Annotated in this window: 18 protein-coding genes; 9 read left to right on the top strand and 9 right to left on the bottom strand. The window is 60.3% G+C overall.

Going from position 1 to position 22,550, the window contains the following annotated elements; genetic code table 11:
• Positions 1 to 26 precede the first annotated feature (26 nt).
• The 3 genes from QP884_RS07965 to QP884_RS07955 are packed head-to-tail and all read left to right on the top strand — an operon-like array spanning position 27 to position 4,218.
• Positions 27 to 2,405 (top strand): MMPL family transporter, encoded by a 2,379-nt coding sequence (locus tag QP884_RS07965; RefSeq protein ID WP_284821627.1) that lies wholly within the window; start codon positions 27 to 29, stop codon positions 2,403 to 2,405.
• A complete protein-coding gene (locus tag QP884_RS07960) occupies positions 2,398 to 2,997 on the top strand; it encodes a TetR/AcrR family transcriptional regulator (protein ID WP_284821626.1) in 600 nt (199 codons plus the stop codon). The genes QP884_RS07965 and QP884_RS07960 overlap by 8 nt, the downstream gene beginning before the upstream one ends.
• Positions 2,998 to 3,039: 42 nt before the next feature.
• The gene (locus tag QP884_RS07955) at positions 3,040 to 4,218 is read left to right on the top strand and encodes a DUF6882 domain-containing protein (protein WP_284821625.1); all 1,179 of its coding nucleotides are present in this window, start codon (positions 3,040 to 3,042) and stop codon (positions 4,216 to 4,218) included.
• Here the strand turns inward: QP884_RS07955 and QP884_RS07950 are convergent.
• Positions 4,195 to 5,238 (bottom strand): enoyl-CoA hydratase/isomerase family protein, encoded by a 1,044-nt coding sequence (locus tag QP884_RS07950; RefSeq protein ID WP_284821624.1) that lies wholly within the window; start codon positions 5,236 to 5,238, stop codon positions 4,195 to 4,197. The two genes, QP884_RS07955 and QP884_RS07950, sit on opposite strands and share 24 nt — an antisense overlap.
• A 24-nt stretch (positions 5,239 to 5,262) precedes the next feature.
• On the opposite strand from QP884_RS07950, the gene QP884_RS07945 reads away from it, so the two are divergent.
• Positions 5,263 to 6,105, top strand: coding sequence for an HAD family hydrolase (locus QP884_RS07945; protein ID WP_284821623.1), 843 nt, complete (start codon positions 5,263 to 5,265; stop codon positions 6,103 to 6,105).
• Between the two features lie 120 nt (positions 6,106 to 6,225).
• Positions 6,226 to 9,978, top strand: coding sequence for an acyltransferase family protein (locus QP884_RS07940; protein WP_284821622.1), 3,753 nt, complete (start codon positions 6,226 to 6,228; stop codon positions 9,976 to 9,978).
• Positions 9,979 to 10,164: 186 nt separating this feature from the next.
• Here the strand turns inward: QP884_RS07940 and QP884_RS07935 are convergent, their stop codons facing one another.
• Positions 10,165 to 10,488, bottom strand: a complete 324-nt coding sequence (locus QP884_RS07935) for a putative quinol monooxygenase (protein WP_005323747.1) — start codon at positions 10,486 to 10,488, stop codon at positions 10,165 to 10,167.
• A gap of 88 nt (positions 10,489 to 10,576) precedes the next feature.
• Positions 10,577 to 11,167, bottom strand: coding sequence for a hypothetical protein (locus QP884_RS07930; RefSeq protein WP_284821621.1), 591 nt, complete (start codon positions 11,165 to 11,167; stop codon positions 10,577 to 10,579).
• Between the two features lie 165 nt (positions 11,168 to 11,332).
• On the opposite strand from QP884_RS07930, the gene QP884_RS07925 reads away from it, so the two are divergent.
• On the top strand, positions 11,333 to 12,247 hold the full coding sequence (locus QP884_RS07925; protein WP_284821620.1) for an AEC family transporter: 915 nt from the start codon (positions 11,333 to 11,335) through the stop codon (positions 12,245 to 12,247).
• 4 nt (positions 12,248 to 12,251) lie between these two features.
• On the opposite strand, the gene QP884_RS07920 is transcribed toward QP884_RS07925, so the two are convergent.
• Positions 12,252 to 13,985 (bottom strand): alpha/beta hydrolase, encoded by a 1,734-nt coding sequence (locus QP884_RS07920; RefSeq protein ID WP_284821619.1) that lies wholly within the window; start codon positions 13,983 to 13,985, stop codon positions 12,252 to 12,254.
• Positions 13,952 to 15,760, bottom strand: coding sequence for an ABC-F family ATP-binding cassette domain-containing protein (locus tag QP884_RS07915; RefSeq protein WP_284821618.1), 1,809 nt, complete (start codon positions 15,758 to 15,760; stop codon positions 13,952 to 13,954). Before QP884_RS07915 ends, QP884_RS07920 begins: the two co-directional genes overlap by 34 nt.
• A gap of 92 nt (positions 15,761 to 15,852) precedes the next feature.
• Here QP884_RS07915 and QP884_RS07910 point away from each other — a divergent pair, with 92 nt between their 5' ends.
• Positions 15,853 to 17,190, top strand: a complete 1,338-nt coding sequence (locus tag QP884_RS07910; RefSeq protein WP_284821617.1) for a hypothetical protein — start codon at positions 15,853 to 15,855, stop codon at positions 17,188 to 17,190.
• On the opposite strand, the gene QP884_RS07905 is transcribed toward QP884_RS07910, so the two are convergent.
• From QP884_RS07905 to QP884_RS07890, 4 genes are all read right to left on the bottom strand, one after another.
• Entirely contained in the window at positions 17,191 to 18,171 is a 981-nt protein-coding gene (locus tag QP884_RS07905) for a 4-(cytidine 5'-diphospho)-2-C-methyl-D-erythritol kinase (protein WP_284821616.1), read from the bottom strand.
• Positions 18,172 to 19,032, bottom strand: a complete 861-nt coding sequence (rsmA, locus tag QP884_RS07900) for a 16S rRNA (adenine(1518)-N(6)/adenine(1519)-N(6))-dimethyltransferase RsmA (RefSeq protein WP_239235539.1) — start codon at positions 19,030 to 19,032, stop codon at positions 18,172 to 18,174.
• A 72-nt stretch (positions 19,033 to 19,104) separates the two neighbouring features.
• Positions 19,105 to 20,286, bottom strand: a complete 1,182-nt coding sequence (locus QP884_RS07895) for a transglycosylase family protein (RefSeq protein ID WP_284821615.1) — start codon at positions 20,284 to 20,286, stop codon at positions 19,105 to 19,107.
• Between the two features lie 284 nt (positions 20,287 to 20,570).
• Positions 20,571 to 21,425, bottom strand: coding sequence for a TatD family hydrolase (locus QP884_RS07890; RefSeq protein ID WP_284821614.1), 855 nt, complete (start codon positions 21,423 to 21,425; stop codon positions 20,571 to 20,573).
• On the opposite strand from QP884_RS07890, the gene QP884_RS07885 reads away from it, so the two are divergent.
• Together QP884_RS07885 and QP884_RS07880 are read left to right on the top strand one after the other, a co-directional pair.
• A complete protein-coding gene (locus QP884_RS07885) occupies positions 21,424 to 21,918 on the top strand; it encodes a GNAT family N-acetyltransferase (RefSeq protein ID WP_284821613.1) in 495 nt (164 codons plus the stop codon). The two genes, QP884_RS07890 and QP884_RS07885, sit on opposite strands and share 2 nt — an antisense overlap.
• A gap of 10 nt (positions 21,919 to 21,928) precedes the next feature.
• On the top strand, positions 21,929 to 22,429 hold the full coding sequence (locus QP884_RS07880; RefSeq protein ID WP_284821612.1) for a GNAT family N-acetyltransferase: 501 nt from the start codon (positions 21,929 to 21,931) through the stop codon (positions 22,427 to 22,429).
• The last annotated feature ends 121 nt before the right edge of the window (positions 22,430 to 22,550 follow it).

Genomic DNA, 22,550 nt, shown 5'->3' with positions numbered 1-22,550 from the left:
CGCATACTGCACAAGAAAGCACTTTTATGTCTAAATTCCTCTACCGGCTAGGTAGCTGGTCCTACCGCAAGGTGTGGCCCTTCCTAGCCTTTTGGCTCATCGTCTTGGTGGCCATGGCGGGACTTACCGCCGGCTTTGCCAAGTCCCCTAACCCTAATTTCTCCATGCCGGAGATGGACTCCACCACCACCCAAGACAAGATGATGGAGCGCTTCGGCCAAGATACCGATGCCATGAGCTCTCCCGAGGGCACCGTGGTCATCCAAGCGCCGGAGGGAAAAACCCTGACCGATAAGCAGGTAGCCGGCGAGGTAGATGACCTCCTTGGCGAGCTCAAGGACACTGGCGCGCTCAAGGACCAGGACAAACTGGTCAGCCCGGTGATGGCTGCAGCCGGCATGGAAAAGCAAATGGGCGAAAAGATGAAGGCCCAGCACATGCCAGAAGAGCAGATTCACAAGAACCTGCAGCAGCTCTCCCCCCTGAGCGAGGATAAGTCCACCGGCACCGTCACCATCACCTTCGATGCGGAAGCCGTCATGGACATCCCAGAAGAGGACATGACCAAGGTCACGGACGTACTCCACAAGTACGACGAGGGCGACCTCACGGTGAAGTACCAGGGCAACGCCTTTAGCTCCGCCGGCCAAGAGATGGGTGGCAGCGCCGAGATTATCGGCCTCATCGTCGCCGCGATCGTGCTGCTGATTACCTTCGGTTCCTTCGTGGCCGCTGGCATGCCGCTAATCTCCGCCATCATCGGTGTGGGCATTGGCATCCTCGGCGTGCAGGTATCCACGGTCTTTACGGATACCGTCTCCGATATGACCCCGACGTTGGCCTCCATGATTGGCTTGGCCGTCGGCATCGATTACGCGCTGTTTATTGTTAACCGCTTCCGCAACGAGCTCATCACCTCCTCTGGCCTCAACGATCTTTCGCCAAAGGAACTGGCCCAAGAGCTCAAGAAGATGGATAAGGCCACCCGTGCCCACGCCATGGGCATGGCGCTGGGCACCGCGGGCGGTTCCGTTGTCTTCGCCGGCACCACCGTGGTCATCGCCTTGGCCGCGCTGACCATTATCGGCATCCCGTTCCTGGGCACCATGGCCATCGCCGCCGCTGCAACAGTGATCATCGCCGTACTGGTTGCCAATACCTTCATCCCCGCCCTACTGGGACTCTTGGGTACCAAGATCTTCGCCGGTCGCGTGCCTGGCCCCAAGGTTCCAGACCCAGAGGACGAAAAGCCCACCATGGGTCTGCGCTGGGTTCGCCGCGTGCGTGCCCACCCGTGGCTGCACCTCATTGCGGGCGTCGTTTTGCTGGGCATCCTGGCCGTACCATTTGCACAGCTGCGCCTGGCTATGCCTACCGATGGCACCGCAAAGCCCGGCTCCCCGCAGCGCGAGGCCTATGAAATCACGGCAGACGCCTTTGGCCCTGGCCGCAATGCCCCGATGATCGCGTTCGTTGATGTGGCCGACGTCCCCGAGCAGGACCGCATGCCGGCCTTCCAGGATCTCCTGCAGGAGATCAATGGCAACGACGGCGTAGAAAACGCCCAGATCGTGCAGACCACGGACAACGGTGATGCTGCGCAAATCATGATCACGCCTACCACCGGTGCAACCGATGAGGAAACCACCGAAACCCTTAACCACCTGCGCGATTACCAGGGTGAGTTTGAAAAGACCGGCGGTTCCTACGGCATTACCGGTATCACCCCGATCTTCGATGACATTTCTGAGCGCCTCAACAACGTGCTTATCCCATACGTAGCCATCGTGCTGGGCCTGGCCTTCATCGTCTTGATGCTGGTCTTCCGCTCCATCTGGGTACCGCTCATCGCCGCAGCCGGCTTCGCTTTGTCGATGGCCGCAACCTTCGGCATCACCGTGGCCATTTGGCAAGAAGGCATGTTCGGCATCGTCGATGACCCGCAGCCGCTGCTTTCCTTCCTGCCCATCATGCTCATCGGCCTTACCTTCGGCCTGGCCATGGACTACCAAGTCTTCTTGGTGACCCGCATGCGTGAGGGATTTGTCAATGGCAAGACGGCCGGCAACGCCACCTCGAATGGCTTCAAGCACGGCGCCCGCGTGGTCACGGCCGCGGCCCTCATTATGATTTCCGTCTTCGCCGCCTTCATCTTGATGGACGAGCCGTTCATTAAGACCATGGGCTTTGCCCTGGCTGCAGGCGTGCTTATCGACGCCTTCGTGGTCCGCATGATGATCATCCCCGCTACCATGTTTGTGCTGGATAAGAAGGCATGGTGGTTCCCGCGCTGGTTGGATAAGATCACGCCAAACATGGATATCGAAGGCGAGGCCTTGCACTCTGACCGCGAGGAACTCCTGCGCACCCAACGAGAGAAGGTAGGCAAAGCACACCGTGACTAGTCTGCGCGAAGAAAAGAAGCGAGCTACGCGTCAGGCCATGGCCGATGCGGCAGCGCGCCTCGTCCTCGACGGCGGTACCGAAGCCGCCACGGTATCCGGCATTACCGCGGCCGTCGGGGTCTCCCCGCGCACCTTTCACAACTACTTCTCCTCGGTGGCTGATGTGCTACTGTCCTTTAGCACCGATGTGCTTGCCAAGTTTTCCAAGGAAGTACCCACTGTCTTTCCTAATTCATCCATTTCTGAATTCCTCGAACAAGTAACGCTCGATGCCACCGAAAACGAGGGCAAAGAGCTACATTCTTTTACCTCTCTTTTCACCATTGGCGAGGCTTTAGAAAACTTGAGCCATACCTCGAAAGAGCGCCAACAATTCCAAGTCGTAGCTGACCAAGTTTTGGAAGCTTTCCACCAACGCGCCCCGGATAAGTCGCGCTTTGAAATCGCGGTCATTCTCCAAGCGTGTGCGGGTGCCAGTGCGATGAGCATGAAAGAAATCCACCGCCGCTCCCAGGCCGAAGAATCACTGGACGCTCACACAAAGCATGAGATGGTTCGCACAGCCTTTGCCACCGTGCGTGCCATCGACTAGCTAGCCTAATGGGCGCTTGAATCCGTATGCTCGGCAATAGTTATGGATAAGACAGCCCCTATATCGAGCACCGCGCAAGACGCCCGCTTCATTCAAGCGGGCGTTAATGCCGCATTTCAAGACCGCATCGGGGAGGCGACCGATGTGGAATTCAATTTCCTCGGCCCCTCGGATGGCGAAAGCGAAGGAAGCTATGCCACCGACCAGCTCGTGGAGGTACGGGTAAGCTCCGCGCAACACGTGGCGGATTTTCGTGGCGTGCGCCTGGCCGTCATCGCCGCAGGCACCTGGCACTGGACTACCGCTGCGACCGAGCACTTTGCTGACCTTCCACAGTCAGGTACGGCCACCGCAGACATTGACCGCATGGTTGCTTATGCCTCCCTTATCGTGGGCACCATGCCGGTGCTGCGCGCCCAGCAGGGCGATCACGTGGCCATCGTTGCGGTGGATTTCCACCCCTACCTGGACTTTCGCCAGACCTTGCTGCGGGGTCTCCAGCACAGCAGCGCGGAAGCGGACGAGAAGGGGCCGACCCTCGCACTCGCCCACTACCTGGACATGGAGTCCACCGAGGAAGAGCCCTACCTGCATTTTTCTGATGGCACCACAGTGCGTTTTGAGCAGGCAAGCCCCGAAGTACACAAGATTTCCGGCATCACCCCTGGCTTAGCGGCCGCGCGCGTCCTAGAGGATGCTTTTTACTTAAGCACCGAAAACCAAATGTTTTTCCAAGGCAGCTTCCCAGATGCCACGGTAGAACTCGATGTGGATAAAGCCACCGCCACGGTGTCCTATCGTGGCGGGCAGATGACGGCCAATGCGGTGCTTATCGCGACCATTTCGGACGAGGAATTCACATGGGCTTGGGCGGATCCGCAGCTCAAGGACACCGCGGCGGCGCGGTTGGCAGGAAACCTAGCGCGCTTCGGTATCGACGAGGCCGTGCCTGAATTGGTACGCCCGCACCTTCCGCTTGAGCTGGCGCGCGGGCACCAGCTGCCGCACCTAGCTTTGCCCATATTGGGGATCTGGACGCTGGCGGGCACTACGCTTGCCGACGCCCGCGTGGGCCTCGTCCTGCTCGACGCCCCACAGCTGCACCTTCCGGAGCCGACCCCAGCCGCCACCGAAGCTACTTTGGCGGTGCCCCCTCCTGCATGGATCAACGCCGATCGCGCCCGCGCCGCCTATGGATCATTTCGCGGGGTAGAGGTGTAGGGCGCTGCGGAGGGCGTCCACGTCGACGTCGGCAAGCGCGGCAGGCTCAAATGCCGCATCATTGGTTTTATCCACCAAGACCGCTCGCACGCCCTCGGCGAAGTCCCCACGCCGGTACATATAGGCGCCCAGGTTGGTCTCCATATCCAGGGCCTCGCGGATGCTGCTGCACTCCTGCTCGGCGCGGAATAGCTCCATGGCCGCCACGATGGAGGTGGGGCACGCCTGCGCGGTCAGCTTGTCTACCAGTTGCTTTAGTTCTGGGTACTTTTCCAGAGCCGCAGAAATGTCTTGCCAGGTGTTGTGGGAAAAGGCGTCCTCGATGGCGTCGATAAGCTCGGCCAAGGGGGCCTCGCCGCTAGGTGCGGTGGCGTGCTGGGCTAGCGCCGTGGCTAGTCCATGCTCAATAACCGCACTTGCAAAGGCCTCGCCGTCCGCGACATAGTGGGTGGCCAGCCCGCTCCACAGAAGGTCTGCGGCATGCATACGGTAGCCGGTAATCCCCCAGAACTTCGCCAACTCGGCCGAGGCCTTCCCTCGCGTTCCCACCGCACGCTGGGCGGCATAGGCCATGCCTACGTCCGTGACGTAGCCAATATTCATCTCTGGCATGGAGGCAAAGGTTTTCTCCGTAACCACGCGGTGGGACCCGTGGGCGGAAATGCCCAGACCGCCGCCCATAGCGATGCCATCGATGAGCGCCACGATAGGCTTGGGATACTCCGCGATATCACCGTTCAACGTGTATTCGGTGGCGAAGAAGGCATCGACCTCATCCACCTTGCCCTCCTTGACCCCTTCGCGGGCGTAGCGAACATCGCCGCCGGCGCAATATGCCTTGGGACTAGTCGAGGTAAATAGCACCTGTTCCACCTCATCGTTGTCGCGCCACTGCGCCAGCGACTCCGCAATGAGGTCGATCATTTCCGGGGTGAGGGAATTGAGAGCCTTGGGGCGGTTGAGCTCAATGACTCCGGTATGGTTACGGATTGAGGAAACGATAGGTGCAGTATTAGTCATAACCCCTAGTGTGACACAGAACGCATGCACCTATCCACCATCAGCCAATTCACAGATAGGTTCGGAATTTTGCTCCCACAGCTCATCGCCCTGGATATGGACGGCACCCTACTGGACGGCAACGGCCAGCTTCCACCAGATTTCGCCGCGATCAGCACCCGTGCCCACCAGCTCGGCGTCACCCTAGTACCCGCCTCGGGACGCCAGCTCGCCACCCTGCAAGAGATGTTTCCGCACGAAGACACCTTCATCGCCGAAAACGGATCCGTGGTCGTCCACGACAATCGCGTCATTAGCGCCACTACCCTGCCCAGCGCAGCCGTGCGCGCCGCCATGGCCGCACTCCAGTCTGTCGAGACCCCGCATACCGTAGTGCTATGCACGCCGGATACCGCCTATGTACACAAAGGCGCCGATGAACAGGCCCGTGCTGAGATTGCCAAGTACTACAGGTCAGTGGAATGGGTAGATGACCTCGATGCGTTACTGGATGCGGACATCATCAAAATCGCCGCTTACTGCGCCGACGGCAGCGAAAAGCACCTCCACCAGCCCCTTCTTGCGGCCGTACCGGAACACAATATCGCCATCTCTGGTGCCGTATGGCTCGATGTCATGGCCGCTGGCGTCAACAAGGGCGTAGCACTACACACCATGGCCGAGCTCCTCTCGGTTCCCATGTCCCGCACCGCCGCTTTTGGCGATTTCCTCAATGACTACGAGCTCCTCCGCGAGGCGGGCACCGCTATCGCAATGGAAAATGCGCACCCAAAGTTGAAGGAAATCGCCGATCGCATTGCCCCACCCAATACCGAATATGGGGTCATGACAGTTCTGCGTCAGCTTTTTGACAGCGAAGAGTCTTAGACTCGAATTTTCGCCTCCGCCCCGCGCGCCGCACCGTTACTCCCCCGCAAAGGGAGAAGTGCTGGTGTGCAGGCTAAAATAGTCCGTTTAGAAAATATACGTAGTGCTTTGGGAGTTTTTGTGAAGCAAATTTTGCGCTCACTGCTGGGGAAGAAGAAACCTGGGCGTTCGAACGAACCACGCACACCGGTCTATCAGCCAGTACCGCCCAAAGCTGGCTCTACCAGTGCACCCCAGGCCCCTAATAACAAGGATTCTGTGCCCCAGAAATCGGCCAACACCGAATCCACCACGGGTGCACAATCCACCGAGCCGAAGGGCAAGCCCCAGGACCGCACCGATAAGGACAGCGAGTCCAAGAACCAAGCTAAACAATCACCCGCGCGCAAGCCCACTCCGACGAAGCCTGCACAGGCTTCCGAATCCAAGCCTGCTGCTGCGAAGCCGAAAGGTGCGAAGCCTACCGCTAAGCCCGCAGCTAAGGACACCACTCGCCCCAGCACCGAAAAATCCCAGGCAAGCAAGGCCACTTCCACAAAACCGCAGCAGGCTAAGTCCACCTCACCATCGCCTGCAGCCAAGGCACCAAAGGCCAAGCCTGCAGCCCAAGGTTCTGCCGCCAAGCCTTCCGCCGCACAACAAAACAAGGCAGAATCCTCCCCCAAAGCAGCTGTTAAAAAGCAACAAAACTCCCCCGCTCAAGACAAGAAGCCACAGCGCAAAGCGCACGAACCGGTTCAGCGACCGCGCCGCGGCGCAAGCTTTAGCACCACCCCGTCTAAGAACTCCCCAAAGACTCCTTCTGCCCGTAGTAATTCCCCGAAGCCGGCCGCGAAGCCTGTCACCCAACCCTCCCAGAAAGGCGCGGTAAAACCCGCACCTCAGGCTCAACCCTCTACCCAGAAGCCGAAGCAGGCACCCAAGCCATCCTCTTCTTCCAGCGCGAAGAAGGCTTCCCCGCAACCGGCAAAGCCACAGAAATCCCAGCCGGCTAATGCCAAGCCGGCCACAGACCACCAGCAAGCGCAGAAGCCACGCTCCCCCAAGCGCGTGCCGTCAAACTCGGCAAAGCAGCAACCGCAGCCGCAACCAGCACCGAAGAAGGATGCGCAGCTGTCGAAGCCCTCGCAACCGTCCAAGGGCCAAGGACCAGCGCGTACTCCCAGCACTGCAAAGCAAAAGGCTGCCCCACAGGCCTCGGCTCCTAGCGCTCCAGCGCCAAAGAAAGGCACCACTGCCCCCAAGCCTAAGGTGGCTGCGCCAAAGACTGCAGCCGATGCATCCCAGCAGAAAGCTGGGGCGGCGCAGAACCAGACTGCCGACAATGGAAACAAGGTAGTCCAGCCGAAATCGCAGCAAGGCGCACCCTCTAAGGACAAACTGCCCAAGCAACAGACACAGAAGCAACAGCCGCAGCCGAAGGCAAAGGCGGCGACGCCTCAGAACGAGGCCAAAAAAGTAAGCAAGCGACGCCCGCAGGTTAAGCCTTCCGATATCAGTCGCGGATTGGCTCGCAAATCGCAGCAGGTGGGCACTCCTACCCCGGCTCAGCAAAAGCCGTCCCGAGCTACCCAAAAGCCCAAGGCAAAGCAGCAGACTGAACAGCCCCAGCCAAACAAGGCCGAGCCTCAAGCAGCTCCAAAGACGCCGCCTGCGCAGAAGGGAAAGTCCGCTGCTACAGGCGCTGTAGCAGCTGGAGCAGGTACAGCCGCCGCCGCTGCCGCTGCTGAGCAGAAGCGGAATAAGGCACAGCCGTCTAAATCTCCACAGCAAGCGCCCGAAAAGCCACAGGAAAAGACCGCACCGAGCCAGCCACAACAAGCTGCGCAGAAGCCAGCATCACAGAAGACCTCGGCAACGCAGGTAGATACTAAATCTAAGTATCCGCTACAAAAACAGGCCAAGGACCCTGAAGCGCTGGCTACGCCGCCAGAGAGCAAGGTCGTTAAGAAGAAGCGCCACGCCCGCCTGCGCCAGGTCAAGGGGCTGGATGGTCTTCGCGGCCTCGCGGTTATTGCCGTGGTGTTGTACCACTTCTTCCCTTCCCTGCTTCCCGGTGGTTACTTGGGCGTTGACCTCTTCTTCGTCCTTTCTGGATTCCTCATCACCTCTTTGCTGGTGCGCGAATTCCGTACCTCCGGCACCATCAGTTTGAAGGACTTCTGGGTGCGACGATTCCGGCGCATCCTCCCGGCCGCAGTATCCGTCCTGGTCATGTGTACCGCTTTGGTGGCATGGATAGGCGGGGACCTCGCGGTCGGCTTGCGCCAGCAGTTCTTGGGAACTCTGTTCTTTGTCAATAACTGGACCCAGATCGCCACCTCCCAGTCCTACTTTGCGGACAATGAGATTCAGGTCTTTGCCCACTATTGGTCGTTGGCCGTGGAGGAGCAGTTCTATGTCATCTGGCCGCTTCTTATCACTGGCGTTTTCCTGATTTCTCGCCGCAAGCCGCGCCGGCTTCCCATCCTCGTAGCCGCAGTCTTAGCTATCGGTTCCGCCGTGGCCATGGCACTCCTTTACGTGCCGGGTGAAGACCCGACGCGCGTCTACTACGGCACCGATACCCATGCTTTCGGCCTGCTCACTGGCGCCGTGCTGTCGCTGCTGATGACCTCTACCAAGTCCGACCCACAGGCGGATTCGTGGGCAGCGGCAGGCAAAGCCGAATCGCGCATCGCCGGAATCATCGGCACTTTGGCGCTCATTGGCTACGGTGCCCAGCTATTCCTCATGCCGGATGACGCGGAGATCACCTACCGGGGTGGGCTCTTCCTCACCAGCGTGCTTGGTGTCCTGATGGTGTGGGGCGTGGTTCGCGAATACGGCCCGATGACCCCGCTCTTTAGGACCAAGGTCATGCGCTGGTTTGGCCAGCGTTCCTTCTCGCTGTACCTCTGGCACTGGCCGGTCATCATGATGCTCAAGGCGCTTTTCGAGGGCAACCAGAACTCCGATAAATCCTGGATCCTAGGCCTTGTAGCCGTGCCGATTTCGCTGCTTCTGTCCGAGATTTCCTATCAGTTCATTGAGAATCCTTTCCGCCGCGGCGGCTATAAGAAGACGTGGAAGACCTACTGGTCCTCCCGCCCAGGATTTAGCGAACTGCGCGATGGCTTTGGCAAAACCATGTGGCCGGTAGTCCCATTCCTGGTCATTGCCTCTGTAGCCGGCGTAGTCTACGGCGTTGTTAATTCCAGCGATAAGACCGAGTTGGAGCAGCAGCTGGAGCAGCTTCAGCGGCAGAACCAGAGCAGCAACAATGCCCCGGCGCAACCGAACAACACTGCCCCACAGCCGCCTGCTGAGGACAACGATGATAAGGCTGCCGCGAAGGATAAGAAGACCCGCCCGATGCCGCAGGGCAAAGACATCACTGCTGTCGGCGACTCAGTGATGCTGGCTTCTAGTGGCGCCCTCAAGCAACGTTTCCCGCAGATTTACGTCGATGCAGACGTATCCCGCCACTACACTGCGGGTATCCAGATTCTGCAGCAGCTCAAGGATTCCGGCCAGCTGCGCGATACCGTCTTCCTCGGGTTTGGTACTAACGGCCCTGCCTTCCCGGACCAGATCAAGGAAGCGCTAGACATCATCGGCAAAGACCACACTATTGTCATGGCTGTTCCCTATGGTGACCGCGAATGGATGGCCCAATCCCAACAGGACGTCCTCGACGCAGCCAAGGAATACGACAACGTATATGTCGCGGACTGGTGCGGACATGCACAGAGCAACCCGGAGATCCTCTACTCCGATGGCGTCCATCCAATGCCAGAACGCACCGGCGAGTACTCGGATGCCTTCTACGACGCTCTAAAGCAGTACTCGAATGGCGACAAGACTGTGTCCTCTAAGTGCGTGCCGCAGTAAAGCAATGGAAGGCGCAAGGAGGGGCGTCGGAAAGCGCCTAGCTCCCTCCCCTCCCTTCGCGCTCACCGGAAGGTGTGCTCCGCTGGCAGTAGCATCCGCTGTGAGCGCGAAGGGTGCTGGTGCGCCTAGGCATAGAAAAAGCTCGCCCTCTACATCGCGGTAGAGGGCGAGCTTTATTCGTTGGGATTAGTCGACGGAAAATTCGCCCATCTTGTCCCAACCGGTGCGGCCTTCGATGTGAACGTTAATGATGTCCGGGGTTTCCACGAGGTACTTCGGGAATTCCTCGCAGGAGCGCTGGAAGTGCTCGCTCTGGACGTGCTCTACGTCCTTGCCGTCTGCGTAAGACTCCAGCAGCAAGAAGCGCTGGCGGTCTTCTGGATCGCGGAACCACTTGAAGTCGATGCAGCCCGGCTCCGCATTGCAGGCCTCGGTGTACCAATTGATTTCATCGAGGAAGGTCTCTGCGTATTCAGGCTTGACGTGGAACTGTACGTTGATCAAAATCATGCCCCGATTCTACCGGCACCGTGCAGCTTCGTCATCGTCGCAGATGGAGGCCACGAGTGCGGTGAAAGCGGTGCTGGTGGAAAGCGGTTTAGTTGAGGAAGAACTCCGCAACGTAGATGTAGGTTCCGTCATAAGCAGTTGCTACGCCGAAGCCGTGTGGGGAACCAGCGTTGACTGGAACATCGCGGTTGAACCAGTTCAGGCGGTCTTGTGCCTGCTGCTCGGTGAGGCGGTGAACAGAACCTTGTCCTTCGTCCTTGTGATTCAGGCCGTGGGCTACCCCGCCCTTGTAGTCGAGCTTGCCGGCGGCACCCTGGTTGGCCCATTCTTGGGCGATGGCGGTGGCGTGGGCGTCCTTGCGGTGACCAGCTTTCTCGAGGTGGGCGGTGGTGGCGGCCCCCAACTCGCCAGCGACCTTGGGCGCGTGGCCCGCCGGCTTGGCCAGGAATTCTGGCAGCGAGATATTGTACTTCTCGGCCAGCTCATAGGCCTGCGGTGGCAAGGTGAGGCGGAAATCCTTAACAGCGGCGAAAGGATCAGAAGAAAGCTGCTGAGCCTGAGAAGAAGCCTGCTGAATCTGCGGAGGCAAGGCCGGCTGAGCAGAGGCCACGGTGGAAGTACCAGTAATGACAAGAGCGGTGGACAGGGCGGCTACGGTTGCACGGTGAGAAAGCTTCATGCCCTCCACCGTGCCATAAGTGGCTGGCAGTCTGGAAGGAGTTTCCGGGCTGCACAGGCAATTCGATACAACTTTGTTATGGTCCCTGTGTTCTTGAAGAAATACGGATGGTGGGACAATATCCTCACCGCGCGATTTTGGAGTACTGCGAAAGGTTGTTGACTGTTGCTGGACGTATTGACCGGGTTTGCGATTATTTTCGTAGTCATCGGCGTCGGGTTTGTGCTAGCCCACAGGGGTGTTATTGGCAAGGGCGAGGCGCGCTTGCAATTCAATCGCACGGCCTTTTGGGCGGCTACACCGGCACTCATCTTCTCCAGCGTGGCTACATCCGATACCTCCGCGTTTGCGTCCCCAGTGGTGGCCGTCATCGCCGCCGCGTCCGTCGCCACCATGCTGTTGTATTGGCTGTGCAGCCGGCTATTTTTTCCACGCAGCGGCGCCGAAACCATGGCGGGTGCCGCGGCGGCGAGCTACTACAACTCGGTCAATATTGGCCTTCCCATTGCCACCTATGTCATTGGTGATGCCACCTACGTCATCCCGGCATTGGTTCTCCAGATGGCGGTGCTCTCCCCGTTTATCATCGCGGGGCTCAATGCACAGGGTACGAGTCTGCGATCGATCTGGAGCTCCGTGGTCTCGGGGGTTACCGCGCCGGTGGTGTTGGCTGCGGTGGCGGGATTTATTGTCTCCGCGGCGCAGTGGGAGGTACCGGATGTGGTGATGAAGCCGCTAGAGATTTTGGGTGGCGCCTCTATTCCTATGATCTTGATGAGCTTTGGTGCCTCGTTAAAGGGCGACGGGCTATTGGAAGAAGACCGTCTGGCCACCATTACCGCGACGGTGTTGAAGTTGGTGGGCATGCCCGCTGTCGCGCTGGCCGTGGGTGCAGCGCTGGGCCTAGACGGCGCGGAGCTATACGCGGCATTGATTTTGGCGGCGTTGCCCACCGCGCAGAATGTATATAACTATGCCGCTACCTATGAGGTAGGAGAAACCGTGGCTCGAGATACGGTCTTTCTCACTACCTTCCTATCGCTTCCTGCGATGCTGGCCATCGCTGGCTTATTTGGCTAAACACCTAGTAGATGCCGACGTCGAGCGCGGCAAATTCGCGCTGCAGCGCATCGGAGTCAATGGCTCCCGCCACGTCTGGACCAGCGATGGCGGCAAAGCCGTCGAGGACCGATGCACCGTAGTTATGACCGTGACCATCGGGGACGTCCTTTGCGCCGGGCAGATCGGCGGCTACTTGGAGGGAGGAGATGATAGGCATCCACTGCATCACGCGCTCGGCAGAATACGGGGTCCGCTCGCGCATCCAATCCGGCTCCTTAAAGGCCATCTGTGGCGACCACCAGGCCACCGGGTCCGAGGGGTGTTGGATATAGAGCATGCGGGTGCGTCCCCACTCCTTTTCTGGCACCGTGCCCCATTGGCGCACCTGCGCGTCATCATTGGCAAAGCGCACGACGAGGCCGCCGGCGTATTCAGGGGAAATTTCAGAAGAGCCAGGGTCGCGGCGCTCCACAAACTGGGTACGCAAGCGATTAAAGTGCGGCGGCCCCGTCAATAGGATGCCGTCGACGGAATTGGCGATATCGCGCACCCCGGAAAAAGCCGCCTCAATGCCCGTGGTGCCCAAGGATTCGCCGTATAGGTAGAGCTTCGGGCGCTTGTCCTCCGGCAGCCCGTTCCACCAGTCCACGATGGGATTGATGAACTCCTGCCCGGCGCGTTCTACCTGACCACCGCCGGACAGGAAATGCAGCGCCGAGGGCATGGCGGAGTATTGGGCGGCCGCGATGGCGGTGTCGCCGCCGTAGAGCAGCTCGAAGGCCTGGGCGGAATAGGACGACACCCACCCCGTTCCAGTAGTCATAATGAGAAGCAGAGCCTTGCGGTCTTGGGCGTGGGTGCGCTCGAGTTCGTCGATAAGCAGCTGCGCTCGCTCTTCATTGGAGGCGCGATTGCCCAGGCCGGCATAGGCGCGGATGGGTTCCTTGGCGGGCTTTCCGGTAACCTCTTCTAATTCCGCGCGGTGCGCACCGGAGGAGAGGAAACGCGAGCCCTGCAGCCCCACCCCATTCCAGTCCACGCGGGAGTCTGGGGAGCCACTGCGCTCAGCAGACGTGGGACGCTGCGTTGCGGGATCGGGCTCGGCATTTTGGGCGGTAAAGATTCTCTCCCCCACACCCACAATGGCGCCGGGGATGAGGTTTTCCACGGTATAGGTGCCCACCAAGGCCACGATGATTACCGCGCCCACAACGCGGTAGGCAGCGCGGAAGCGCTGGGGAAAGTGACTAGAAAGCCAGCGCACGCAAAAGCGCAGCACGCGCAGGATGAAGAGGAAGGCGGTAAATACCGCCAGTGCCAGCGGAACCACCAGCACATAGCTGGCAATGGTGGGTGCCGGTGCGGACAGGGTGCCTGCGAGTTGGCGTTGCCACCGCACGGCAAAGACCGCAAAACCTATCATCCACACCACAAAAGCGGCGGTGGCGATGCGGGAGGCTAGGCGGTAGCGCCGAGCTGGCCACGTGGTGGCATCGAGCCAGGCATGCCGGGGCGCCACATAGCGCACCACGAGCCGGTACCACACAAGCTTGAGGGCGATGCCCAGCGTATAGCCAAGCCCTGCGGCAATGCCGGAGACGAGCCCTTGGTAGAGCCAATCGCGCGGCAGAATGGATGGGGTAAGCCCCAGGGTAAATAGCGCTGCGGCGCCGATAATGCCCCACAGGTCGAGGTGGCTGACAATATCGGCAATGCGGGCTTCTACCCTTCGAGCTTCTCCCCCAACTCTAGCCATTCCATCTCCAATTCCTCGTAGGCGCTGCGGTTTTCCTTTAGTTCTCCATCCAATTCGGTCAAGGCCTGGGTATCAACCTTTTCCGCGGCGGTGGCCATCTTCTCATTGATCTGCGCGGCCGCCTTTTCCAGCTTTTGCATCTTGCGCTCGAGGGCGTTCATCTTCTTGGTGATTTCGCGCTCTTGCTGGGACGAGAGCTTCTTTTCTGGCTTCGGTGCAGCGTTGTCTGCCTTCTTTTCTCCCAGGTTGAGCACACCGGAGCTCTGCTGGGCCTCAAGTGCGGCGCGCTTGCGCAGGTACTCGTCGATGCCGCCGGGAAGGTTGGTGAGCTTGCCATCGCCAAAGAGCGCGTAGGTATTATCCGCGATGCGCTCAATGAGGTAGCGATCGTGCGAAATGACCACCAGGGTGCCCGGCCAAGAGTCCAGGAGGGACTCCAGTTCCTGCAGGGTATCGATATCGAGATCGTTGGTGGGCTCGTCCAGCAGCAACACATTGGGCTCGGCCATCAGTACGCGGGTGAGCTGCAAGCGGCGGCGCTCGCCGCCGGAAAGGTCGCCTACCGGGGTGCGCTGACGCTTGGCGGAAAATCCTAGGCGTTCGGCCAGCTGGGAGGCGGAAAGCTCCTTCTTGCCGAGCTGAACGTAGGTGGCGACGTCCTCGACGGCGTCGATAAGCCGGCGCTGCGGGTCTAGGTCATCGAGCTCCTGGCGCAGCCAACCGAGGCGCACGGTTTGGCCTTCGATGCGTTTGCCGGCCGCCAGCTCGTACTCGCCGGCCAAGGTGCGCAGCAAAGTGGTCTTGCCAGAGCCATTAACGCCCACCAAACCGATGCGCTCGCCGGGGGCTAGGCGCCAGGTGAGGTGATCCACCAGGGTGCGGCCGTCCGGGGACTGCACGGTGGCATCCTCTAGCTCGATAACCACGCGGCCTTGGCGCTGCTTGGAAAAGGCCATGAGCTCGACCTTATTGCGCGGCTCCGGGACGTCAGAGATCAGCGCCTCGGCGGCCTCGATGCGGTAGCGCGGCTTGGAGGTACGCGCCGGTGCGCCGCGGCGCAGCCAGGCCAGCTCCTTGCGGGCGAGGTTCTTGCGGCGCTGTTCCATGGCATCGGCCTGGCGGGCACGCTCGGCGCGGGCAAAGGTCCAATCGTTGTAGCCGCCCTCGTAGGTATCGACCACGCCATCGTGTACCTCCCACGTCCACGTAGCCACGGTATCGAGGAACCAGCGATCGTGAGTAACCACGACCACGGCCAGGTTGCGCTTGAGCAGGTGGTCCGCGAGCCACTGCACACCTTCCACGTCGAGGTGGTTGGTCGGCTCATCGAGCACCACGAGGTCCAAATCCTGCACCAGCACGGCGGCCAGGTTCACGCGGCGGCGCTCGCCACCGGAGAGCGAACCCACCGGAGTATCGAGCCCCAGATCTACGATGCCCAGCCCGCCCAAGACATCGCGCACCTTGGCGTTGGAGGCCCACTCATAGGTCTCCAATTCCAGCGGTTCAATAATCACCTGCGCGATGGTCAGCTCATCGGGCAGGTCAAAGCGCTGCGTGACCACGGCCATGCGCAAATCAGAGGTATGGGATACACGGCCGGCGTCGGGCGGCTCGATGCCGGTGAGCACCTCCAGCAGGGTGGTTTTGCCACCGCCATTAACGCCGACGATGCCGATGCGATCGCCGCTTTGCACACCTAGGGATACCCCGTCTAGGAGGGTTTTTAATCCATAAGTTTTGCTGACTTGCTCGAGGTTAATCAGGTTTGCCATAACGAGTGTCCATCTTAATACCTCCCTGCACATACCCCCGCATTTCTCCAAACTATTGCTATTGATTTTCACGTCCAATAGTGTGCTTATGTATGAAGCACTACACACTTTCTCTCTGCGCGGTGCTCTCTGCCGCGGCAGTAGCCATTGCCTCCTGCTCCGCCCCCACCGAAGAGGAAAAGGACTCCCTGCACTCCCACGACCACGCCCACAGCGAGGAGGACCACGCTCACGAGCACGACCATGAGCATGAGCACGGCCATGACGACGCTGGGCACTCGCACGAAGGTTTCGAAGCCGAGGAAGGCGAGACCGAGGTAGCCCAGCTGCCCACCCGCATTGTCATTTCCCACGCGGACGGACTGCGTACTTATGACGCCAAGACCGGCAAGGTAATCGATGAGGACAAAATGAATGCCTTCCTGCGCCTGAGCGATGCCGGCGATAACCGCCACGTCATGGTCACCAAAGGCGATAGCTTCCTTACCTACGACACCGGGCGCATCACCAAGGGCCACGGCGATCACAACCACTACTACACCGCTGAGCCTTCGCTTGGCGACGCCCCTATCAAGGCCCCGCACGCCGGCCATGTGGTCCACCACGACGGCTTTACCGCACTGTTTTCTGATGGCGATGGCATAGCGAAAATTTACAAGACCGAAGACATGGGCAAAGACGATGCCCAGCCGGTCAATACCGTAGATACGGGGGCTGCACACCACGGCGTAGCCGTACCACTGAAGGATGGCTCGGTAGTTATCACCAAGGGAACCGAGGACGAGCGCCACACCATCCAGCATCTGGATAAGGAGGGCAAGGTCCTTACTGAAACCACCGAGTGCCCTGGCGTGCACGGCGAGGCCGCCGCCGGAAACGGCAATATATTCTTCGGCTGCGAGGACGGCCCTGTAGTCTTCGATGGCACCAAGTTCCACACGGTGGACGCCTCCGCCTATGCCGGTGCAGGCGGCTACCAGCGCTCCGGCAATGCTGCCGGTTCGGAGGAATCCGATGTCATTCTGGCCGATAATAAGACCGACAAGGACGCAGAGCTCGAGCGCCCCACCTCCGTGACCCTGGTGGACACCAAGGACTTTTCCGCGAAGAAGGTTGACCTCGATGCTTCCTATTGGTTCCGCTCCCTGGCCCGCGGCCCGCTGGGCGAGGCGCTGGTGCTCACTACCGACGGCAAGCTCAACATCATCGACCCCGATTCCGGCGAAATCACCTCCCAGATCGATGCCATCTCCCCGTGGAAGGAAAATAAGGAGTGGCAGCAGCCAGGCCCCATCCTGCAGGCTGCCGATGGCTACGCCTTCATTACCGACGCCCAAAAGAAGCAGCTCGTGGTCATCGACCTCCTCCAAGAAAAGGAAGTCAACCGCTTCGACCTCGACATCGAGGCCACCGAGATGACGGTGCTCTAGCTACAGCACCACAGCGCCGCTAGCGGGTCCGTGGGTAGCCACGCCCTTGGTTCCGGGAATCTCTACCGTCACTTGGGAGACCACTTCCCTAGCCTCCTCTGCCCCAGCGCAGAGGAAGGCACAGGTCGGGCCGCTGCCGGAGACGATGCCCGCGAGGGCTCCGGCGGCCACACCCGCCTCCAGCGTCTTGCGGAGGTCCGGGCGCAGGGAAAGCGCTGCCGGCTGCAGGTCATTGTGCAAGTGCTCTGCGACCCGGTGCGGGTCGCCCGAGATAAGCGCCTGCGATACCGCCGCGGTATCCATGTGCGGTTCGCCGCCGCGACCCTTTTCTCGCATTTCATCCAGCTTGTGAAAGACCTGCGGGGTAGATAGCCCGCGGTCCGAGGCGATAAGCGCCCAATGGTAGGTACCGCGCGCCATCATCGGGGTAAGCTGCTCGCCGCGCCCCGTTCCGAGCGCGGTGCCTCCCAACAGAGTAAAGGGAACATCCGAGCCCAGCGCCGCACCCAGCGCGTCCAGGATCGGCTCACCCACCGAGTCGATGTTGTAGTAGCCGCCATAGCAGCGCTCGGCTAAGCGCAGCGCGGCGGCCGCATCAGCAGAGCCGCCCGCCATGCCGCCGGCGGTAGGGATGGCTTTGTGGATTTCCAGCGCTACCTCCGGCAGCGCCTTCGGCCCATGGGTGGTGTATAGGTACTGCATGATGCGGTTAACCGCGGTCCACGCCAAGTTTGTGTAGTCTTCTGGCACGCCCTGTGCGTGAGGGCCCGTAACGTTTAAGCCTCGAATTCGCGGCTTATCCACCTCGGGATTACCCAAGTCCGTGAGCGTCACGGTGTCATGCAGCTCCAAAGACTGAAAGACACTGGCAAGCTCATGGAACCCATCCTCGCGCGGTTCCTCCACACCGAGGTGAATATTGACCTTGGAGTGAGCGCGCGCGGTATAGACGAATGGTTCGTTATCTAGCGGTGCACTCATTTAGATTCCTGCCAATCGTACAAAATCCTCCACGGCGAGCTTCTCGCCGCGCTGCTTCGGATCGATGTCCGCCGCGCGCAAGGCCTCCTCAGCGGCGGCACCCGAACCAAAGTGGCCGGACAATGCCGCGCGCAGGGTCTTGCGGCGTTGGGCAAAGGCGGCGTCGATAACCGGCCAGACCTTAGCCCGCGACTCATCGGTGACCGGCCAGGGGGCGTCTGCAAAGACGTCGATGCGCACCAGCCCAGACTCAATATTGGGCGCTGGCCAAAAGACGTTCTTGCCAATCGTGCCAGCCTTGGAAACCTTGCCATAAAAGCCCGCCTTGACCGAGGGCACGCCATAAACCTTGCTGCCGGGCTGGGCGGCGAGCCGGTCCGCCACCTCCAGCTGGACCATCACCAGCACGCGACGAATGGAGGGGAAGGTCTCCAGCAAGTGCAGCAAAACCGGTACAGCGACGTTATACGGGAGGTTGGCTACGAGGGCAGTCGGCTCCGTGACGTCCGAATCCGTCACGCGCAGCGCGTCCTTTTCCACTACGCGCAGGCGCTGCGCGTACTCAGGGGCGCGCTCGGCCACGGTATCGGGCAGCTGCGCTGCCAGGCGGGAATCGATCTCTACCGCCGTCACGTCCCCCACTGCCTCAACCAGGCCAAGGGTCAGCGACCCCAATCCAGGGCCTACCTCGAGGACGCGGTCTGTGGGATCCAGCTCCGCCGCGGCGACGATGCGCCGGATAGTATTCGGGTCATGCAGAAAGTTCTGCCCCAACTTCTTGGTGGGCACGATGTCGAGCTTCTCCGCGAGGGCGCGGATCTCTACGGGACCCAAAAGCGCGGCGCCGGTGGAATCAGTCATACCTTCTAACTTAGTAGAAGAGACAAAAAGGCCGCACACCACAGTGGGTGTGCGGCCAAGAAGCGCTGCGGTTTAGCGCAGGCCCAGCTTGGAAGTACATGCCGGCCATGCGCCCCAGCCCTGCGCTGCCTGCACCTTTTCTGCCACGGCAATCTGCTGCTCGCGGGAAGCCTGCCATGCCTCCGGTGCGTACTCGGTGCCGCCGAATGCTGCCCAGGTGGATGGGGTGAACTGCAGGCCGCCAGAGAAGCCGTTGCCGGTATTAATGGCCCAGTTACCGGTAGCCTCACACTGTGCGATGGAATCCCAGACGGAGCCATCTGCCACCGCCGGAGCAGCCGCACCGGAGTTGCCGCCCTCCTCCGGCTTTTCCTCCTCGGCCTTCTTGGTGCCGCGGGCAATGGTGGCAGCCTTAGGCTCGACGGTCACCTTTTCCTTTATGACGTCATTGGATTCCTTAGCGCCGTCCTTCATTACCAGCTTGTGGGTAATAACGCGCTTGCCCTTAACGCCTTCCTCGCGGACCTCTTCGGTGCCCTCTTCCAGCTCCGGGTCATCGACGAAGTTAGGCTCGGCGTCAAACTCTTCTTCCGAGTCATAAACGGTGGTAGAAACCTGGTCCACCTTGATGGACATGCCCTCGGTTACCTTGGTCTCCTTGGACGGGAAGACGCGGTCATCGTCATCAACGTCGATATTGCGGGCCTTGAGGACGTCCTCAACGGTCTTAGCGGCAATCTTGGTGTAGGTTACCTTGCCGCCATCATTAATCTTGACGATCTTCGGGGACACAACCTCAAGGTCCATGCCCTCTTCCAGCTGGGCGTCCTCGTCCACGTCGGCATCACCGGACTTCACAGAAGCACCCTTGACTACGCCGTCGAGGTTACCCAGCAGGTCAGATACGGTCAGGTCGGTGGTGGACAGCTGCTGCTGCACACCATCGATGGTCACGGCTACTGGCTTGGCGGTGCGCACGGAGATCTCATCGCCATCACCCACGGATTCGGACGGAGCTGGGGAGACGATGTCCTCCTCGCTCACCTGCACGCCGGCTGCCTCCAGCGCGCCGTCGACATCCTTGGCAAAGGTAGCCAACTCCACCTTGTCACCGTTGATGTCCACGGTGACGTCCTTTTGTGCCGCAACGGCTACGACGCCGCCGACGGCCAGGGTGCCCAATACGCCACCCGTTGCCAGACGCAGTGGCAGCGAGCGAGAGTTATTGAGGCGCTTGATCTGATGAGGTGACATGCTGAATGAATCTCCGGTAGTGCAGGTTTCAACAATTACAAGAGTTTAGGCCAGCAAAGTTGTCCACGCAGGCAATTGCTCTACTGGGATCCGCTGCTGCCGCACCGAGAGTGGCGCTGCAAGACCCTAAACCTAAACGAACGATTAATAACGATACGATAACAGCACCACAAAGTCGAAGACTAATCCACCACACGCCTCACTGGGCGCACAATCGCCACACCAGACACCCCCGCCACCCCTGACCAGTGTGTTTTATTTTTGTGAAAACCGTCACCTAGGCGTTAGCGCAGGCCGTAAACGCGATCAAAAGTGTCGTTTACCTCCGCTGCTAGCGCCTGCACCGTCTGGTGGCGAACGCGAGCGATGCATTCATATGTGTGCCCGATAAGAGCCGGTTCATTGCGCTGACCCCGGTAGGGCTCTGGCGTCATATATGGCGCATCGGTCTCCACCAGAAGCTGGCCGGCCGGTGCTTTCGCCGCCGCCTGCCGCAGCTCGGCATTGCGCTTGAAGGTGACGTTACCGGCAAAGGACAATACGTACCCGCGCTCCAAGGCTTCCTCGGCCACCTTCAGCGGCGAGGAAAAGCAGTGCAGCATGACGGTGTCGGGTGAGGGGGCGTCGGCAAGAATGCGCATTAGGTCCGCATCCGCCTCGCGGTTGTGGATCATCAGCGTCTTGCCATGTCGCACTGCTAGGTCGATGTGCCAGCGCAGGGATTCCTCCTGCTGGGCCATAGTCGCGGTGGTCTCCGGCTCGTGCTGCACCCAGTAGGCATCGAGGCCAGTCTCTCCCACCGCCACGCAGCGCGGATCCGCCACCATCTCCTCCAGTGCCACCTTTGTGGGTGCGTCCAACTCGTTGGCACGCACCGGATGGATGGCACAGGCGGCATAGACATCCGGAAAGGCATGCGCGGTAGCCAGCGCTGCTGCCGACTCGCGGCGGTCATCGCCCACCGTCACCATACGGCTAATACCGGCGGTGCGCGCGCGATTGACCAGCACCTCATCGGTGTCCTTGTGAGAAAACAGGTGCGTATGCGCATCGATGAGGCCGCTTAGGCCCGGTGCCGGAACGGGAGTGGGACGTCGCTTCTTTTTAGCCATACGGGCAATTGTAATATTGGCTGCCATGTTGATCAGACCCGCCGGCCTTGCGGATGTGCCCGCCATGACCGAGACCCTCAACTGGGCCATCGAGCACACCGACGTCATTTTCCGCACTACCCCGGCCAGCATCGCAGAGCGCGAGGACTACCTGCGCCATATCTGGGAAGAGGGCTGCCCGTGCCTCATCGCGGAGTCCGATTCTGGCACCTACCTGGGGTGGGCGCTCTACCACCCTTACCGCGATCCGCAGGTGTGGACCGGCTGTTATGAGACCACCATCTATCTCTCCCCCGCCGCTCCGGGCCAGGGCGTGGGCACTGCGTTACTTGGCGCCTTGGTAGATGCGGCCCGCGCCGATCATAAGGTCCATTCCCTGCTCGCCCTTATCGTTTCCACCAATGTTGCATCGCTAAACTTGCATGAAAAGTTCGGGTTTGAAAACGTGGGTACTCTTAAAGAGGTTTGCTACAAGTTCGATCACTGGTTGAGCCTCACCCACCTACAACTTCTGGTGTAAAGGAATTTCTATGCATATCCGTCCTGCTGAGCTTGCCGACGCCCCCGCACTCACCGCCATCTACAACGCCGGCTCCGCAGCGAAACCCGCCGCTAACCTGGTCACGTGGCAAGAAGATGTCTCTGACCGCGAAGAGTGGCTCAAGGAGATGTTTAAGGCCGGCTCCCCGGTCTTTGTAGCCGTGGACGATGATGAGGTCATTGGCTGGGCGGCCTACTTCCAGTTCGTAACCCCCGCCATCTATTACGGTACCGTGGAAGATTCCGTCTACATTGCCCCCGCCGCTCAGGGCAAGGGCGTGGGCTCCGAGCTTCTCGACGCCCTCATGGACGTCGCCGCCGACGATGCCTACGTGCAGACGATGATCACCTATATCGTCGATACCAACGAGGGTTCCATCGCCCTGCACAAGAAGTTCGGCTTCACCGAGACCGGCCGCATGCCAAATATTCATACCAAGGATGGCGTCCGCCTCGGCTTGGTGCACCTCCAGCGCGATTTCGAGCGCTAAACCCGCACCCACCCTTCCGGGCAAGGATTCGGGAATTTCGTACCCCTTCCAGACCGGAATACAGAAACGGCCGCGTTACGCCCTTTTCTCTGTTGGAAAAGAGGCAATAACGCGGCCGTTT

The organism is Corynebacterium tuberculostearicum (assembly GCF_030229345.1).
Lineage (GTDB): Bacteria > Actinomycetota > Actinomycetes > Mycobacteriales > Mycobacteriaceae > Corynebacterium > Corynebacterium tuberculostearicum_G.
Note: the sequence above shows the minus strand (reverse complement) of the source record. Positions and strands in the feature narration are given on the sequence as shown.